The following is a 17,342-nucleotide window of genomic DNA, read 5'->3' as shown; positions in this document are numbered from 1 at the left end:
ATCAACTCACGACCGAGCGAAGGCCCAAAAACGATCAGGGCGATAGTCGCGATGCATGTCGTGCAGGCGGCCGCGGATTGAAGCGATCACAGCCATGCCTGTAGCGGGCGCCTGAGCGAAGCCACCAGTATTGTGGCCGCCCACCACGATAAGCTGATCGTCATTCGCAGCATGGAATGTCTCAAAAATGCCAAGACCGGTTGGCGTCCATGGACGGACACAATACTTCAAGCTGTCTCGCAAACTGCCATCGTCCAAAATCTGCTGATAGCTCTCGCTGAAGAACTGCTTAGCGGTATCGGTGATACCAGAATAGATATGCTCAAGTAGCCCTTGGTCTATGTTCGATGGGTTGAAGCCCGTAAAACCGTAACCCGATCCGATAATGACTACCCGGTTGCCATTTTCATCCAGAGCGACCGTCACGTTCGCATCTTCTACGATGTGTCCCTTGCGCGCCAGTTTCAAGGAATTCCTCAAGCCAATGCCAGGATCTGGAAGTGTCAGCCAAGCACCGAGGACGCCGGCGATCTGCTTATGCGCCATAGTGCCCCGCAAAGCGCCATCGGCGTAAGCGCCAGGCGAAATAACTACGTTCCCTTGAACAAAATCCCCATTGTCGAGTATCACGCCCTCGATCGAGCCATCAGCACTTCTCTCGATCGACGTCATCTTGCGCAGCCATTCAAAATTCGTGCCGCGGCTTTCGAGCTGATGAATCAGGTTTGAAATAAAGCGATGGACGTTCACCGTGAAGCCGTGAACATAAACGCCACCGGCGACGAGACCACGACGCGCGGCAGTGGATAGTATGGGCTGCTCAGTCGCGATTTCATCAACCGTCACTGATCGTATCGTAGCACCGATCCGATCCTGGCGGCCGAGCGAACTTTGAAACTGGTCGTAGTCCGAATACACCCTCAATATGTCACGAGTAATCACACTATCGGCAAACAGATCAGGGTCTTCTTCCATCCACTGCTCCCAGAGCGATTTGCTCTCTCGCGTGAACTTGAAGATATCTTGGTTGTACGAGTCCGCGAGCCAGGACGGGATGCGCTCGAAGTCGTCGATCCAAACCCGCTCATCTTTCGACAAACTGTTGACGTCGCAAACATTCCAGCCGAGTTCGGCCACACTTCTCGAAAACTGCCAGTTCATGTCGTCATGGACTTGCCTGCAGTTGTAGTTGTCCATTTCCGACAAAGTGAACATTCGCGCGCTCGCACCTCCGGCACTGCAGCCGTAGCGCGTCCAGTTGGCTCCCTCACGAGGGTCAGGGCCTGCGTCGATGAAGCGGACCGCCATCCCTGCTCTGGTCGCGAAATGTGCGGAAATGAGGTTTACCACGCCGGCGCCGATGAATGTGACATGCTCTCGATTGGAGAGTTTCCGTGGTCGCAGCTGCTGTGCCGTTCCGACGTTAGCGAAGAACTGCTTTTCCAACGACTTTAGTGCAGAGAAGATATCATCCGCCTCTCGGAATTTAATCGTCGCGAATTCAGAGTTCGCTCTCGCGCCGCGGAAAGAACCGGGCTCTCCATAGTAGACTATATACTTCGCCTCTCCTGAAGAAGCATGCCATTGAGAGAGGTAATCTTCGGGAATGATATGAGAAGTGGCGATGGCGTCGATGCTGTTGTCGCTAAGAAAACGGAGAAAGCTGCGCGCCCCCTTTCTTAGAATGTCCGGTCGGTAGATGATGTTATCAGCAAGAACACGATCAATGTTACGCGTGTCGATATGATCCAAAATCGCTATCTTCATGTTTCCCCACTTTTTATATTACGAGTTATATTACGAGCATAAAATCCTTGTTCAGTTCTCTTGTCCTGGCGAATGTCACGTCTTTTCGGTTACGACAGGACAACGTACACGGCTGTGCCAATCAGCAATGCAGCCATTGTAAGATTGAAAATGCGCAGTATTCGAGGGTTAGCGAGGAGCTTGCGGATGCCGACACCGAAGCCCGCCCATAGCGATGACGACGCTACATTGACCGACGAACAAACGGAGAAGATCGCCAACCCTGCGGCCAATATGGATGTGCCTTCAGGCATGAAAATGGTGGCCGTTGTCGTCGCCTTCACCCATGCTTTAGGATTTATGAATTGAAAGGTGGCCGCGTCAAACAAACTTAACGGCTTTGGCGGAGCGGAAACTCCGCTCGCAACTTTGGCCCCGATGAGCTTGAGTGAGAGGTAGATGAGATAGGTTGCGCCAGCCCATTTGAGAATTTGCTGGACCATTGGAAGTTCGTGAAAAATAAAACCCAGTCCGAGGCAAAGCAAAAACGTCTGAACAGCACAGCCGATTGCAATTCCAAAAATGTGCGGCACTGTATTGCTAAATCCGAAATTGACGCCAGATAGGGTCAGCATTACGTTATTCGGACCCGGCGTCACAGACATGGTCCAGTAATACAATGCAAGAGCGATGTATGGGATTCCAAGTATTGTCATTGTCATGTAAAATATCCAATTTTTAACTAAGGTCGCCGCAAAATTCTTGTATACGAATGCAAGCGCGTTGGACCTCGGAGAGGGAGGTGGCGTAGGAGAGACGAAAGTTGCCCGGTTGACCGAAGGCGCTGCCGTGTACCGTCGCGACGGCTTTTTCTTCGAGTAGCGCCGTCACGAAGTCTTCGTCGCTGTTGATGTACTGCCCTCTTGCCGTTTTCTTCCCGATGGCGTTCTTGCACGATGGGAAGACGTAAAATGCCCCCTCCGGCTTCAAACAATTCAGATGATTGGCTTGATTCAACATCGACGTGATCAACTGGCGCCGTTCGTCAAAGGCCGCGCGGAAGGTTATGAGGTGATCCTGAGAGCCCTCTAATGCCGCTACGGCGGCCCATTGCGCGATCGAACTTGTGCCCGACGTCTGCTGACCTTGCAGCAGCACCATGGCGTCAATCAGTTCTTTTGGACCTGCCGCATAGCCGATGCGCCAGCCCGTCATCGCATATGCCTTGGAGACGCCATTCACGGTCAACGTTCGTTCGTAAAGGGCTGGCTCAATCTGCGCTGCGGTGAAGTATTTGAAGTCGCCATAAACCAAGTGCTCATACATATCGTCGGTGAGCACCCAAACGTGAGGATACTCGAGCAGCACCTCGGTCAGAAGTTTCAGCTCGGAATAGGTGTAAGCTGCTCCTGAGGGGTTTGACGGCGAATTGAGGAATAACCATTTCGTTCGACTGGTTATTGCGCGCCTGAGGTCTTCAGGCTGTAGTTTAAAGTTGTGTTCCATTGTCGTCGGAACCGCGATCGGAACTCCGCCGCAAATCGACACCATTTCCGGATATGACACCCAATATGGCGCAGGTATTATAACCTCATCACCAGGATCCAGGCTGGCTCGCAGGGCGTTGTAGATGATGTGCTTTGCCCCGGTTCCGACGATTGCCTGGTCCATGCGATAGACCAGCCCGTTCTCTCGCTGGAACTTTTGTACAATCGCCTCACGCAATTCTGGAATGCCGGCGACCGCGGTATACTTGGTTTCGCCGCGGTGAATTGCTTGGTGAGCAGCTTCCTTGATATGGTCCGGAGTGTCGAAGTCAGGCTCTCCCGTCGACAACGAAATGACGTCAACACCGTTTGACTTCAACACGCGTGCTTTTTGGGTAATCGCGATAGTCGCCGATGGCCTAATCGCGGCCAGCGATCGAGCAACAATTGCCATTTATCGTTCCAATTCTGTGTCTTGGGAAAATGCTCTGGATTTAGAGGTGCTCGGGCAGGACGGGAACCGCCCTCAAATACTCGACCCACTCCATCGGGAGGACATCGGCTCCACATAGCATGTGGTGCATATAGCCCAGCCGGGGCATCAGCTCGTTGCTTCTATCGCCCCGGGATATGTAAGTGATTGCAAAGACAGTCCTATTGGTGGCGTAATCCTGGACACGAACGACAAGACGTTCATACTGACCCAAACTAACATTCTCGTATTTGTCGAGAATGGCGAGGCCGGATTCTGGCATTTCGTTGAGCGTTCCGTAGATATGGCTTCCTTGCGAGAATTCGATATTCGCGGCTCCAGCACCGATAAAGTAGGCCGACGGTTTGTTGAAAACCAATCTGTAATCGTCAAGCCTGCCTAGGTGTCGCGCAGTGGAATGGACCCCTTCAGGATTTAGACGCGCGGTTTCTAGCCGTTCCACGTCCATGTTCGATCCGTACGCAAAATAGAATGCCATTATTTCCCCTCTACCGTGCCCACCGACTGACCCACGGAGCCGTCCACAACGCCATGGCCAGCGAAGCGCCGGCCCAATGGACTGGTTGATTACGAGGCCATGAATTCTCGTATCGCGAGAACTTGGGAAGTTCTTCTCACAAAGAGACGCTGCGGTATATTGACTTAATTGCCGAGTTTTGTGAATAAAACTCACATGGATAAACGACGAAAACTACCTTTAGCTGCACTTCGCGCATTCGAGGCCACTGCTCGACATGGCCGTTTTACGGCGGCCGCAGATGAACTTGGAGTGACACATGGCGCAATCAGCAAGCATGTGTCCCAACTTGAGGCGCACATCGGTGTGCCACTTTTTGAAGGCGCAAGAAATCGACCCTATCTAACTGATGAAGGTAGAATTTTTAGCTTTGCACTTACCGCAGCTTTCGATCAGATCGATGATGCTGTCCGTATGATTTCGAAGCAGGACATCAGTGTTTTGGATGTCTCCTGCCTCAGTACTCTCGCGATGCGATGGCTGATACCTCGGCTTCAAGGATTTGCTGATAAGTATCCACAGTATGATGTCCGGCTAGCGACTGATTTCCGCCCGACACGAAGAGCAGTGGACGTCGAGATATTTGTTGTCCCGCCAGATGTCCCGATGCTTGATGATTGTTCTCTGCTCTTTAAAGAGCAACTCGGGTTGGTTTTTGCAAAGGCTCTCAGCGAGGAGACGCTTGGAAATCGCCATGTAGCCACCGCTCTTCCTCGCCTGGAGACGCGTACGCGACCCTACGTGTGGAAAGATTGGATGCGAATCGTTGGACAGGAGCGCCGACAATGGAACCAGGCGACCAAGGTTTTCGACCACTACCACTTGACCATCGAAGCCGCCCTCAGCGGTCTGGGGGCGGCTATCGTGCCATGGCACTTGGTCGCCGATGAGATCGAACGAGGTCGGCTTATAGCCCCGTGGGGTTTTTTCCTCAGCGAGTATCGTTATGTCGTACGTGCGGAACATCCGGGTAGACGTAAGATCAACGCGTTTATCGATTGGCTCCAGTCCGAGACCTCTAGTCTGCGGACTGAATGATTGTTCCCGGGTGACCTGCCGCTGAACTTTCATTCAGCGGCGACTAGACCGTATGTTCGTGTTGAACCGCCCCAGGTTTCTGGACCAGCGGAGGCTAGAGTTTTCCGGGTTCAGATCAATTGTTCACCGTCCGAAAAATGGCAGACGACGTTTCCACCCCCGACTCGTCGGCGCTGCATCGGAACGACGGTCTTGCAGATATCCTGCGCCATGGGGCAACGCGGATGAAATGCGCAGCCCTTTGGCGGATCGAGAGGGCTGGGAGGCTCGCCTCCCATCAATGTGCGATCTCTGTTCGGTGCCAAGACATCGGGTATCGTTTGGAGCAGAAGTCGCGTGTAGGGATGCTGTGGATTGGCAAAGAGCGCTTCGGTTTCCGCCTCCTCGACGATACGGCCGAGGTACATCACCGCAATCCTGTCGGCCATGTGGCGTACAACAGCAAGGTTGTGGCTGATGAAGAGATAGGTCAGCCCGAGGTCGTCCTGAAGCCGGCGCATCAGATTAAGAATCTGCGCCTGCACCGAGACGTCCAGTGCGGAGGTTGGCTCATCGCAGACAAGGAATTCCGGCTCGCCGGCCAATGCGCGAGCAATTGAAATTCTCTGTCGCTGGCCACCCGAAAATTCGTGCGGATACCGCCTGGCGTCATCGGGTGAAAGCCCGACGACGCGCAGCAGCTGCGATACCCTTTCCGTAATTTCGGCAGGCGACTTTCTCAGTTTGAACTCGCGGATCGGCTCGGCGATGATATCGCCCACGCGCCATCGGGGATTAAGGCTTGCATGGGGATCCTGAAAGATCATCTGCGCTTCCATCGGCTTGCCGCTGGCAGAGCTGCCGAAGACAATCGCGCCTTCCGTCGGCTCATGCAGTCCTGTCACCAGACGCGCGACAGTCGACTTGCCGCAACCGGATTCGCCGACAAGCGCGAGGCACTTGCCTTTTTTCACGGTGAAGGTCACGTCTTGAACGGCCTGCAGATATCGCCTGGGCTTGCGCTCGATCACCCGGTTCAACCATGGAGCCGAGACCTCAAAGACACGGGTCAGCTGGTCGACTTCGAGGGCGTTTTCGACATCTCTCATTGGACACCTCCTTCGATCAGCCAGCAGGCGGCACCATGCTCGTCCGCCTGAGTAAGCATTGGTCGTTCGACGCGACAGCGCGGCATGACATCCCGACAGCGCGGATTGAACGCACATCCGGAGGGCATGGCGTTCAGGCGCGGCATGGCGCCATCGATCTGCGCAAGTGTCTCGAGCCGCGCACCGAGTGCCGGGATCGAAGCCATGAGCCCACGCGTATAGGGATGCTTGGGACGCGCGAGGACTTCCGCCACGGGGCCGATCTCAACGACGCGACCGGCGTACATCACCGCAACGCGGTCGGCGGTCTCTGCAATGACGCCCATATCGTGGGTGATCAACATGACCCCCACCCCCTTTTCGACGCAAAGGCGGCGCAGCAATGTTGTGATCTGGGCCTGGATCGAAACGTCCAGCGCCGTTGTCGGCTCGTCGGCGATGATCAGTCGAGGGTTGCCCGCCAGAGCCAGCGCGATGACGACGCGCTGGCGCATACCGCCCGAAAACTGGTGCGGATAGTGGTCCACCCGCTCTTCCGCACCGGGAATGCCGACCTGCTTCAGCAGTGCGATAGCCCGAAGCCGGGCGGCAGCTTTGTCGATGTCGGAATGCAATCGAACGGTTTCGATGAGCTGCTGTCCGACAGAAAAGAGAGGGTTGAGCGACGTCAGCGGGTCCTGGAAGATGGCTCCCACCTTGCGTCCTCGAACCTTCTCCATCTGCCTCTCGTTCAGGCTATCGGTGCGCTGACCGGCAATGCTGATTTCGCCGGCGATGACACGACCTGGCGGTTCCAGCAGGCCCAGTACGGCCATCCCTGTCATTGACTTGCCTGCACCGGACTCGCCGACGACGCCCAGGATTTCTCCCGGAGCGATCGTCAACGAGACATCGGACAAAGCAGCAAGCGTTCCCCGTCGGGTTGGAAATTCGACCGAGAGGCCGGATACCACAAGTGCGGGTTCATGGGCCATTTGGGTCATTGCTGCTCCAGGGCTGGGTAGCTTGGTGGGAAGATCGAACTGACCGGCGGGTGTCGATAGGTTCGCTCCGGATAGAGGGAGACCAGGCTGTCGAATTGCGTCTGCGCTCTGGCGCGGGCGACCGCCAGATCGATTCCGGCAACGGCGCCATTGCGCATCGAGATACGCCCGTCGACGATCGTTGCCTTGGTGACGCGGCCGGTCGCCCCATAGATCAGCGTCTGAACCGGATCGATGCGAGGCGCGATCATGGCGTCGCTCATGTCGAAAACGGCGATATCGGCCTTTGCGCCGGGTGCAATTCGCCCGAGATCGGGGCGCTTCAGCGCATCGGCGCCGGCAATTGTTGCCGCGTCATAGAATTCGGATGCAGATGCAGCGTCGCCTTTGCCTTCGATGATGCGATTGGCCATTAAACCGACGGCAAGGTTCAAGACCATGTCCGGCGGCGCAGTGTCGGTGCCCATGCCGATACGGATGCCCATCGCCTTGAGACGCGAATAGGATTTGAGTGCCGATCCGTGGCGTGCCGACACAAGCGGACAGTGCACGACCGTTACGCCATTTTCGGCATAGAGGGCGAGATCCTCATCCGTCGCGACCGTTGCGTGCGGCGCGATCAGGCGAGGGGAAAGCAATTCGAGATCGGCGAGCCACCTTGGTGCCGTGACGCCGTGCAGTCTTTGCACGGTCTGGAGTTCCATTTCGCCCTGGGCCATGTGCAGCCGTACCGGCAAGTCTAGGTCGTCCGCTCGGGCGAAGGTCTGCCTGAGCAGGCTTTCCGTGCACGTCTCGACCCTGTCGGGCGCAAACATGCCCGAGATGAGACCATCCGCATGGCCATGGATGCGGCGTGCGAAGTCTGTGGCTTCAGCCAGTTCCGCCAGGCCTCTGGCTTCATCGAAGACCGTTTGCATGGTGCCGGCCTCGTCGAGGACCACGCCGCCGCTGCGATAGGCCGGCCCCAGCCAGACGCGCAGCCCGAGATCGTCGGCCGCCTGAGCGGCGGCTTCGAATTCTGCGACGGTCTCTCCCCAGGCCCGGTAGAAAAGCGATGCGATCGGCAGCGCCGATGTGATCCCGTTCAGCAAAAGTTGCGCGAAGGCATAGCGTTTCTGGAACGCCAGTTCTTCGGCTGTGTACATCTCACGGGATTGCGTCGCATAATCGGCGGGCCAGACCCGTCCTTTCTTCCAGCCCGGCTGGTTGTCCATGGCGAGCACCGTGGTATCGAGGTCGGAAAGCGCGTCGAGATCCACGAAGCCGGGGCCAATGAGGGCTTCCCCCATGTCGTATCTGGCTGCAAGCTCGCCGGCGAAGCGATGTCCGACCCAGACGATACGGTCCCGCTCGATGACGATTTCGCCGTTCTCGATCAACCGCCGCCCGTTCGGGGTGTCCGCAATGACAAATCGCGCTGCCAGCGCCCAGCGTCCTTCAGGACGGTGCCCAAGCGGAAGATCTGACCAGCTCATGGGCGTTCTCGCAGGCTTTTACCATCACGGGCGACGACGTTTCCGGCGGTGACGACCAGCTTTCGCGGCGCATGGGTGACGATTGCCTCGGCAAGCGTTTCCCCTTCGACCAGCACGATGTCACCACGTCCGCCCAGGGCGATTTCATGGCCAGTCCTCTCCATCACAACTGCGCCGCCGGTTGTGCAGACATGCAAGGCCAGCGGGAGTTCGTCATCCCGGCGCAGATTGTTTTTCATGCCGAGAAGCATGGCACGTTCGAGCATGTCGCCGTTGCCATAGGGACCCCAGGTGTCGCGGAAGCCGTCGACGCCAGCGCCAAAGCGGACGCCTGCCGCCACAAGCCGCTTCAGGGACGGCGTCTCGCGGGATGGCGGCGCCGTTGTCAGGATCGGGATGTCAAGTTCGGCGCATGTGTCGATCAGCCCCTGCGTCATGTTCCAATCCGGATGGCCGAGGCAAAAGGCGTGGCTGACGGCGACCTTGCCCTGCAGCCCGAGCGCGCGGACGCGTTCGAAAATCAACTCCATGGAAAAAGCGCCGAGTTCGCCGGACTCGTGCAGATGAATGTCGATGCCCTTGCCGTGCCTTTCCGCGATGGCGAAGATCGTATCGAGATGGCCCTTGGGGTCCTTGTCCATGCCGCAGGGGTCAAGGCCGCCGACAAGATCCGCACCCATTGCCATCGCCCGATCCAGGAGCTCATCCGTGCCTTGCCGGCGCATAAGCCCTGACTGGGGGAAAGCAACGATCTCGATTTCGACAATGCCGGCAAGCTGCCTGCGGGTCTCCATGACGCCTTCCAGCGCAATGAGACCCTGGTCGGTGTCGATATCGACATGGGTCCGGATCAGAGTGGTGCCGTAGCCTACGGACTGCAGCGACTGGCGCATGGACTGGATGTGGGCATCCAGCCCGAGATCACGCTTGACCTGGCGCTCGTTGTCGATCTTGTCGATGAGCCGCGGCCCGACTTCGTTGATATACCAGGGATAGCCGAGCAGCGACTTGTCGAGATGGGTATGGGCATCGACGAGGCCGGGAATGGCGATGCGGCCGCCGGCATCCTCGACCGTTGTACCCTCGGCTGCGATGTTCTGGCCGACGGCGGCAATACGACCGTCCACGATCAGGATATCGGCGAGGTCCTTGCCCATGGGGCGCGTGTTGGTGATGAGAAGCTTGTTCATGTGACGTCCTCAGCGCAGTTTGGGGTTGAGTGCATCGCGCAGCCAATCCCCCAGGATATTGATCGAGACAACCAGCAGGCAGAGCTGAATGGCCGGGAAAAGGACGATCCACCACAGTCCCGAAAACAGGTATTCGTTGCCGATGCGGATCAAGGTGCCGAGCGATGGCTGCTCTACGGGCATGCCGACACCAAGGAAGGAAAGGGTCGCCTCGATGAGAATCCCGAAGCCGAAATTGAGCGTTGCGGTCACCAGCAGCGGCGTGGTCGTATTCGGAAGGATATGCCTCAGCATGATCCGCCGCGCCGGCACGCGGATCAACCGGGCCGCCTGCACATACTCCTTGTTGCGCTCGACCATTGTCAGGGCGCGCACGGTGCGGGCATATTGCACCCAGGCTGAAAGCGAGATGGCAAACACGATCACTGACGATGCACCGGCGTCGCGCAGTCCGGGCGGCAGCATCTGGCGCGCCATGGCCGACACCAGGATGGCGATCAGCATCGTCGGCATGGAAAGAAGGACATCGCCCGCCCGCATCAGCAAACCGTCGGCCCATTTTCCATAATAGCCGGCGATGAGGCCAAGCGTGGCCCCGACCGCCAGCGAGACGGCGACAGAGGCTGCGCCGATCACGATCGAGGCGCGGGATCCATAGAGGATGGCCGAAAGCACATCGCGGCCTTGAAGATCCGTGCCCAACAGGTAGGGCCACTGGCCATCTGCGCTCCAGATCGGCGGCAACTGGGCGTTCAGCAGATCGAGAGACGCCAGATCATACGGATTCTGCGGTGCGATCCACGGTGCCAGAAATGCCGATGCCAACAGCAAAGCCAGGACAATGGTGGCAACGATGGCGGAGGGATGCTTCTTGAAGCTCCACCACAGATCCGTATCGGCGATGCGGCGGCGAAGGGAGGGGCGCCGGGACACAGGTTTCGTCGGATTGGCCGTTTCGATGCCGCTCATGGGGTGCTCCTCTCGGTCAGGCTTTGCGCAGGCGCGGATCGACGACGGCATAGGCGACATCGACGAGGGTGTTCAGGGCGACAAAGATGAAGGCCACGATGCAGAGGTAGGCGGCCATCACTGGGATATCGACGAAGGTGACTGCCTGCATGAACAGCATGCCCATGCCAGGCCACTGGAACACGGTCTCGGTGACCAGGGCAAAGGCGATGAGATTGCCAATCTGCATTGCCGTCAAAGTGATGACCGGCATCAGACAGTTTTTCAGAGCATGACGAAACCACAGCGATCGTCGGCGAACACCGCGGGCGCGGGCGAATTTGATGAAGTCTGAACGCAGGGTTTCCAGCATCTCGGCGCGAACAAGCCGCATGACAAGCGTGATCTGAAAGAGCGATAACGAAAGTGCCGGCAGCACCAGCGCGGCGCGCCCGGAAGGGGTGAGCAGGCCCGTGGACCACCAGCCGATCTGGACGATATCGCCACGCCCATAGCCGGGCAACCATCCAAGAGACACGGAAAACACCAGGATCAGCAGAATGCCGACGAGAAAGCTTGGCAGGGAAATTCCGATTACGGAGGTGAATTGAAGTCCTTCCGCCCACCATTTTCCACGTCCGATGGCGGTGAAAACACCAAGCGGGATGCCAATAACAAGCGAGATGATCGTGGCGATGAGCACAAGCTCGAATGTCGCTGGAAACCGCTCGCCGATCAGCTTGATAACATCCTGCTGGTTTCGATAGGAAAGTCCGAATTCGCCCTGCGCCGCCTTGACGACGAAACGGGCATATTGCGGCAGGAAGCCGTCGTTCAAGCCGAGCCTGGCGCGCAGTTCGTCATGTTCGGCCTGCGTGGCACTTTCGTTCATCATCATTTCGACGGGATCGCCGACGAAACGGAAAATCATGAAAGCGATGAAGGTGACGGTCAGCATCACGAGGATCGCATTGCCGATGCGCTTTACTAGGAAGGCGATCATTGCGCTTTACGTCCCTGGTTTTGATCGAGAGCCCGATTTTTGTGAAGGGCGCCGCCATAGGGAGGCGCCCGATCGCACCGTTACTTCTTCACAAGCCATAAGCGGGGAAGGTTGTCGGCAAAGAGCGGCAGGTCCGCGACCTTGTTCGCCGTCGCCCAGGTCAAAGGCTGCTGGTGCAACGGGATCATCAGCACATGCTCCCTGGCAACCTTGAGGGATGCTGCTTCGAGTGCCAGGCGCTTGGTCTGATCGAGTTCGACTGCCGAGGCTTCCGTCAGCTTGTCGAATTCGCTGTCCGACCAGCCGCCCCAGTTGAAGATGCCATATGTGCCGCCCTTCGTGTGCAGGACCTGCGAGGTGAGGCTATAGGTGTCGAGCATAGGGAGGGTCGCCCAACCGAGCGTATAGACATCGACCTGCCCATTCGAGCGCTTCGGCGTCTGAACGGCGCGGGGGCCTTGGTCAAGCTTCGGCTTCAGGCCGATACGCGACCACATGGAAGCCACGGCCTGGCAGATCTGCTCTTCGTTGACGAGCGTATCGGTGCAGTTAAAGTCGAAGGCGAAATCTGAAGCGCCGGCCTCCTTCAGGAGCGCCTTTGCCTTTTCCAAGTCGGCCTGCACTGGCGTATCGAGTGCGGCGTCGTAGCCCGGAATCTGCGGTGCGACGAGCGTGCCGGCGTTGCGGGACTTTCCACGCATGACCTTCTTCTTGATGAGGTCAAGGTCGATCGCGAGCTGCATTGCCTGGCGAACGCGGACATCTTTCATCGGGTTGGGAGCGCCGGAAAGAAGCGTGTTGCGCTGGCTGAAGCCGATCATGACCGTGCGTAGGTCGGTGCCCTCGAGAAGCTTGACGTTCGGCGAAGCCTGCAGGCGGGGGATGTCCTGAACGGGCGCCTTGTCCGTGAAGTCGATATCGCCGGCCAACAGAGCCGCCACGCGTGTCGCATCGGAGGCGATCGGTGTGAACTCGATCCGGTCGATATTGTGCTGCGGCTTGTCCCACCAGCCATCGAACTTGACAAAAACGGTCTTAGCGTCGGGCTGGCGGCTCTCGATTTTGAAGGGACCGGTGCCGTTGGCATGATAGGTCGCGTAGCCTTCGACGCCCGATCCGACGTCGGTCGGAGCTTCGGTATTGTTGTCCTTCAGCCAGCCGGCATCGAAGATGTAAATCGTTGTCAGATCATTGAGAAGGAGGGGGTAGTTCGGCGTGACATCGATCTCGATCGTATGGGCATCGATAACCCGCGATCCCTTGTAGGCAGGGATGTTGCCCTTGAGCGGTGATTTTGGATCGCTGGCCCGCACCAGCGACGCCTGCACATCTTCCGCCGTAAGATCGGCGCCGTTGTGAAATTTGACGCCTTCGCGCAGCTTGAAGCGCCAGGTCGTCGGCGAAACAACTTCCCACGATGTGGCAAGCGCAGGCTCGATCTTCAGGTTGCGATCGTAGCGCACCAAGCCTTCGTATACGTGATTGAGCACTCCGAGCGTAAAACTGTCGCCATAGGAATCGGGATCAAGCGAACCCAGATCGCGTGATGCGCCCCAGCGAAATGTCTCCGCTCCGGCTGGCATGGCCAGGCCGAGCAGTAAAGCGCCGGCGAGAAGTAGTCTTCCAATTCTGATCATATTGTTCCCCGATCATTATATTGTATGCAATTTTTGCTCAATATCCGCGTTTTCCCCACAGGTGAGGCATAATCGCATGAACATCGGCGCCAATATTCCGGCGACAACCTTAATTAGCTTGCAGAGCGTACTAAAATTCGTATTCTAGATCGTATGCAATATCAACATAAATTTGCATGCGATTTTTATCCGTTTATGGCAGACAAAAATTGTGCATATAGAAGCGCAATGAAAAGCACCGCCAAACCACGGGATGGAGAGCTCTATGTCCACGAACCAGACGCGCAGTGATGCCATTTACGCTTCGCTGAGACGGGCGATCCTTGAACAGGCGCTGAAGCCTGGGGTTAAGTTGCCGGAGGATTCCATTGGCGACACCTTCGGCGTGAGCCGTACGAGCGCCCGCAACGCACTTGTGCGCCTCGTTTCCGACGGCCTGGTCGAGATCAAGCCCAACCGGGGTGCCTCGGTCGCCATGCCGACATTGGAGGAGGCGCATGAGGTCTTCGCGCTACGCCGTTGCCTGGAGCGCGAGGTTATCGAGCGGCTCTGCACGCGTATGCCGAAAGACGGGATCGATGCACTGATATCGCACGTCCGAGAAGAGGAGCGCGCGCTGCGGTCATCCTCGCCGCGGTCGATCCGGTTGGCCGGGGAGTTTCACATCCTGTTGGCAGAGCTAACTCATTCGAAGCTTCTGATCGACTTCATCAGTCAGGTTGTCTCGCGCTCTTCATTAATTCTTGCCCGGTTCGGCAGGCCTCATTCCGCCGAGTGCGGTATCGACGAGCATGTCCAGCTCATCGAAGCACTCAAGCAACTCGATCGCGAGCGTGCGACGCAGATCATGGATCATCACTTGCACGCCGTCGAAGATCGCGCGCGCGTTGATGAAGAAGATGTGCCGGACGTTGGCGCGATATTGAGCCGCTATATGGCCGCTTCCAACTGAAGCCGAACGCATATCGGCTGCGACGCCGGGACTGTGCAAGGTAAAATTACGCAAGGATAAGATGATAATGTCGTCGCCCAAGACGCCCCCTAGCGAAGCTGACTTCACCCGGTTCGACTTTGGTTCACTTACACCGCATGAGTGCTACAAGCTGCTGATCGGCACGGTCGTGCCGCGCCCCATCGCCTGGGTGACCACCGTCGACAGTGAAAACCGCGTCAACGCCGCGCCATTCAGCTTTTTCGGCGTCCTGTCGGCTGATCCGCCAATTCTGGCAATCGGTGTCGAAAATCACAGTGATCTGAGTTTCAAGGACACCGGGCACAACATACGCCACACCGGAGAGTTCACCGTGAACATTGTCGGAGCCGAAAACCTGGATGCCATGAATGTGACGGCCGTTCCGTTTCCTGCCGGCGTTGACGAACTCAAACATGCGGGACTGACGGCCTTGCCGGGCACTCATGTGCGCTCGCCCTACATCGCGGAAGCGCCGGCCGCTTTCGAATGCCGTCGCCACGTGACCTTGCAGGTTGGTGGCTCCCGGGAGATCGTCATCGGTGAGGTTCTGGCGCTGCACATCAAATCGAACCTCGTCAATGAGCGCCTGCATGTGGACCCGGAAGGCCTCAATGCGCTCGGCCGCATGGGCGGCCACGGATATATCAGGACGGCCGAAACGTTCGATCTGCCGACTATATCGTTGGATCAATGGAACGCGCGCGAGGGATGAGGCCAATTTGCCAATCAAGCTGGCGATCTGAACCCGAGCGGCGACGCTCTGATTAGAGAATCGGTAAGGCCTTGCAGGGAGCGTCTGACAGGTGCGGCAACTCGACGGCGATGTCGGCGCGATCGCTTTGGCTGCGAGAGGGCACCGTAAAGTTAACCGGTTGGCGATCGATCTGTGCGATTTTGCAGCATGACACAAGCCGCTCGTGATCCGCTTTATCGCCGCCACCGGTTTCCGGCTGAAGTGATTGCCCACGCCGTGTGGCTTTATCTTCGTTTTCCGCTCAGCTTACGGATGGTCGAAGATCGGCTTTCGGTGCGTGGCGTCATCGTTTCGCACCGGACCCTGTGTCCCTGGGCGGAGCAATTCGGTCGGCACAGGGGTACTCGCCCCGCGTCATGATCACCGACAAGCTGCGGTCCTATAGCGTCGCAAGGCGCGACATCATTCCCAGCGTCGAACATCGACCCCACAAGGGCTTGAATAATCGGGCGGAGAATTCCCATCAACCGACACGACGGCGAAAGCGGATCATGAAGGGCTTCAAGTCAGTCCGACATCTCCAGCGTTTCGTTTCCATTCATGACCCAGTGGCCAATCTCTTTCACATTCCACGCCACGATATTCCGTTCAACCATCACCGCGAACTCAGAACCACAGCCATGTAAATGTGGAATGAAATCGTATGGCTGCAGGCCGCATAAGCGAAAACGGCGGATGAGACTTTTGACCGGAGCCCGTTAATTTTACGATGCCCCTTCGATCTCACCCACCGTTGAGATCCCATGCTCCGACCGATCACTCTCGCTACGCCGTTCCGCTTCCAGGCTATTACGCGTGGGCTCCTTGTGCGCTTGCAAGCGATAATCCTCGGATCTTGAAGACAATGTCACCCCTCCCGATTGTAGTCCATGGCCTCACGCCGCAATGACCTTCCGAGCGACGATATATGGCTCGAGCATGGAGGCATCGAGTTCTATTCCGAGCCCCGGCCCCTCGGGGAGCGAGACGGTACCGTCGGCGTTGACCTTCGGCCTGCCGGCCAAGTCCAGCAGCGGGTTCGGTCCGACATCATATTCCAGGTAGGGAAACGGCAGCATGCCCCCGGACCGATGGCGTGGCAGCGTAGAGATCAAATGCAAAGCTGCATGGAAATTGACGGTGCTTCCCCAAACATGGGGTATCACGGGGCGGTCATGTATATGAGCCAAGGCGATCACCTGGCCGACCCCGGTGAGACCGCCGCAAATGGCGATATCCGGTTGAAGGATGTCCATGCACCCATCCGTCAGAAACGGCAGGAAATGCGCAGGGTTCATGATGGCCTCGCCACCGGCGATGGCGGTTGTAATCTGGCTGGCCGCCAGCCGATAACCGGGGCGGTCGGCGGGAGTTGCCGGTTCCTCGACCCAGAGAAGCCGAGCCTCTTCCATTAAGGCGACTGTGGAGATCGAGCGTCGCGGCGTGCAAGACTGGTTAAAATCAATCATGAGGTCGGTCTCTTTGCCGATCTGCCGCCGAGCGCCGAGCGCCGCCGCGACGTCGTCCGTGGGATTGAAGCCGCTGCGCAGCTTCAACGCGCGAAAACCCTCACCGAGGTAGCCATCGATCTCTCGCTCGAAATCCCGGTAGGGATGACCGCCCGGCTTGAAGAAGGGCCCACTCGCATAGGCAAGAACCTTGTCGCGGCGAGCGCCGCCGAGAAGGCTCGACAGCGGTATGCCATAGATGCGCGCGGTCAAATCATGCAGAGCCATGTCGACCGCAGAAATCGCGGTCATGATGCCGTCGCCTTCATTGGCTTCACGCATCACCTGCCAGAGCGCCCCGATATGGGTCGGGTCCTGCCCGATCAGGTGCCGGGCGAGCTGCCCCTCGATCATGGCCGCTGCAGTCGCGGGAGCGACCCATGCCTCGCCCCATCCGGAAAGCCCGCCAGCCACGATCTCCACCAGAAGTGTTTGCCGGCTGGGGAAGAAAATGAGAGCATTTCCAATCGGCTCCTCCAAAGGAGCCGAAAGTTGGTAGAGGCGAATTTCCGATATTCTCATG

15 protein-coding genes and 1 pseudogene are annotated in these 17,342 nt (G+C 57.7%); 4 read left to right on the top strand and 12 right to left on the bottom strand.

Annotated elements, in window-relative coordinates; translation table 11 throughout:
- Window positions 1-6: 6 nt before the first annotated feature.
- From EX00_RS12235 to EX00_RS12220, 4 genes are all read right to left on the bottom strand, one after another.
- The gene (locus EX00_RS12235) at window positions 7-1,767 is read right to left on the bottom strand and encodes an NAD(P)/FAD-dependent oxidoreductase (protein ID WP_052210731.1); all 1,761 of its coding nucleotides are present in this window, start codon (window positions 1,765-1,767) and stop codon (window positions 7-9) included.
- 89 nt (window positions 1,768-1,856) lie between these two features.
- Entirely contained in the window at window positions 1,857-2,468 is a 612-nt protein-coding gene (locus EX00_RS12230) for a LysE family translocator (protein ID WP_052210730.1), read from the bottom strand.
- A 16-nt stretch (window positions 2,469-2,484) separates the two neighbouring features.
- On the bottom strand, window positions 2,485-3,687 hold the full coding sequence (locus EX00_RS12225; protein ID WP_047457860.1) for a pyridoxal phosphate-dependent aminotransferase: 1,203 nt from the start codon (window positions 3,685-3,687) through the stop codon (window positions 2,485-2,487).
- Window positions 3,688-3,727: 40 nt separating this feature from the next.
- Entirely contained in the window at window positions 3,728-4,204 is a 477-nt protein-coding gene (locus EX00_RS12220; protein WP_047457857.1) for a gamma-glutamylcyclotransferase, read from the bottom strand.
- A 195-nt stretch (window positions 4,205-4,399) separates the two neighbouring features.
- On the opposite strand from EX00_RS12220, the gene EX00_RS12215 reads away from it, so the two are divergent.
- A complete protein-coding gene (locus EX00_RS12215) occupies window positions 4,400-5,281 on the top strand; it encodes a LysR substrate-binding domain-containing protein (RefSeq protein WP_047457855.1) in 882 nt (293 codons plus the stop codon).
- Window positions 5,282-5,391: 110 nt separating this feature from the next.
- On the opposite strand, the gene EX00_RS12210 is transcribed toward EX00_RS12215, so the two are convergent.
- The 7 genes from EX00_RS12210 to EX00_RS12180 form a co-directional block, all read right to left on the bottom strand.
- Window positions 5,392-6,369 (bottom strand): ABC transporter ATP-binding protein, encoded by a 978-nt coding sequence (locus tag EX00_RS12210; protein ID WP_047457853.1) that lies wholly within the window; start codon window positions 6,367-6,369, stop codon window positions 5,392-5,394.
- A complete protein-coding gene (locus EX00_RS12205) occupies window positions 6,366-7,352 on the bottom strand; it encodes an ABC transporter ATP-binding protein (RefSeq protein ID WP_047457851.1) in 987 nt (328 codons plus the stop codon). Before EX00_RS12205 ends, EX00_RS12210 begins: the two co-directional genes overlap by 4 nt.
- Entirely contained in the window at window positions 7,349-8,827 is a 1,479-nt protein-coding gene (locus EX00_RS12200) for an amidohydrolase family protein (RefSeq protein ID WP_047457849.1), read from the bottom strand. The genes EX00_RS12205 and EX00_RS12200 overlap by 4 nt, the downstream gene beginning before the upstream one ends.
- The gene (locus EX00_RS12195) at window positions 8,824-10,017 is read right to left on the bottom strand and encodes an amidohydrolase family protein (protein ID WP_047457847.1); all 1,194 of its coding nucleotides are present in this window, start codon (window positions 10,015-10,017) and stop codon (window positions 8,824-8,826) included. Before EX00_RS12195 ends, EX00_RS12200 begins: the two co-directional genes overlap by 4 nt.
- Before the next feature lie 9 nt (window positions 10,018-10,026).
- Window positions 10,027-10,986 (bottom strand): ABC transporter permease, encoded by a 960-nt coding sequence (locus EX00_RS12190; protein WP_047457845.1) that lies wholly within the window; start codon window positions 10,984-10,986, stop codon window positions 10,027-10,029.
- Window positions 10,987-11,002: 16 nt separating this feature from the next.
- Window positions 11,003-11,968 (bottom strand): ABC transporter permease, encoded by a 966-nt coding sequence (locus EX00_RS12185; RefSeq protein ID WP_047457842.1) that lies wholly within the window; start codon window positions 11,966-11,968, stop codon window positions 11,003-11,005.
- 80 nt (window positions 11,969-12,048) lie between these two features.
- Window positions 12,049-13,605, bottom strand: a complete 1,557-nt coding sequence (locus tag EX00_RS12180) for an ABC transporter substrate-binding protein (protein ID WP_047457839.1) — start codon at window positions 13,603-13,605, stop codon at window positions 12,049-12,051.
- Window positions 13,606-13,870: 265 nt separating this feature from the next.
- On the opposite strand from EX00_RS12180, the gene EX00_RS12175 reads away from it, so the two are divergent.
- From EX00_RS12175 to EX00_RS12165, 3 genes and pseudogenes are all read left to right on the top strand, one after another.
- Complete coding sequence (locus EX00_RS12175) at window positions 13,871-14,557, top strand: GntR family transcriptional regulator (protein WP_052210728.1); 687 nt, start codon at window positions 13,871-13,873, stop codon at window positions 14,555-14,557.
- 67 nt (window positions 14,558-14,624) lie between these two features.
- A complete protein-coding gene (locus EX00_RS12170) occupies window positions 14,625-15,290 on the top strand; it encodes a flavin reductase family protein (protein WP_052210727.1) in 666 nt (221 codons plus the stop codon).
- A gap of 189 nt (window positions 15,291-15,479) precedes the next feature.
- A pseudogene (locus EX00_RS12165) lies at window positions 15,480-15,958 on the top strand (IS6 family transposase).
- Between the two features lie 249 nt (window positions 15,959-16,207).
- Here the strand turns inward: EX00_RS12165 and EX00_RS12160 are convergent.
- Window positions 16,208-17,341 carry a mandelate racemase/muconate lactonizing enzyme family protein gene (locus EX00_RS12160; protein ID WP_080761240.1) on the bottom strand — a complete coding sequence of 378 codons (1,134 nt, stop codon included), beginning with the start codon at window positions 17,339-17,341 and terminating at the stop codon, window positions 16,208-16,210.
- Window position 17,342: the final 1 nt, after the last annotated feature.

The sequence above is a fragment of the Martinezella rhizogenes genome, from assembly GCF_000799715.1.
Classification (GTDB): Bacteria; Pseudomonadota; Alphaproteobacteria; order Rhizobiales; family Rhizobiaceae; genus Rhizobium; species Rhizobium rhizogenes_C.
Note: the sequence above shows the minus strand (reverse complement) of the source record. Positions and strands in the feature narration are given on the sequence as shown.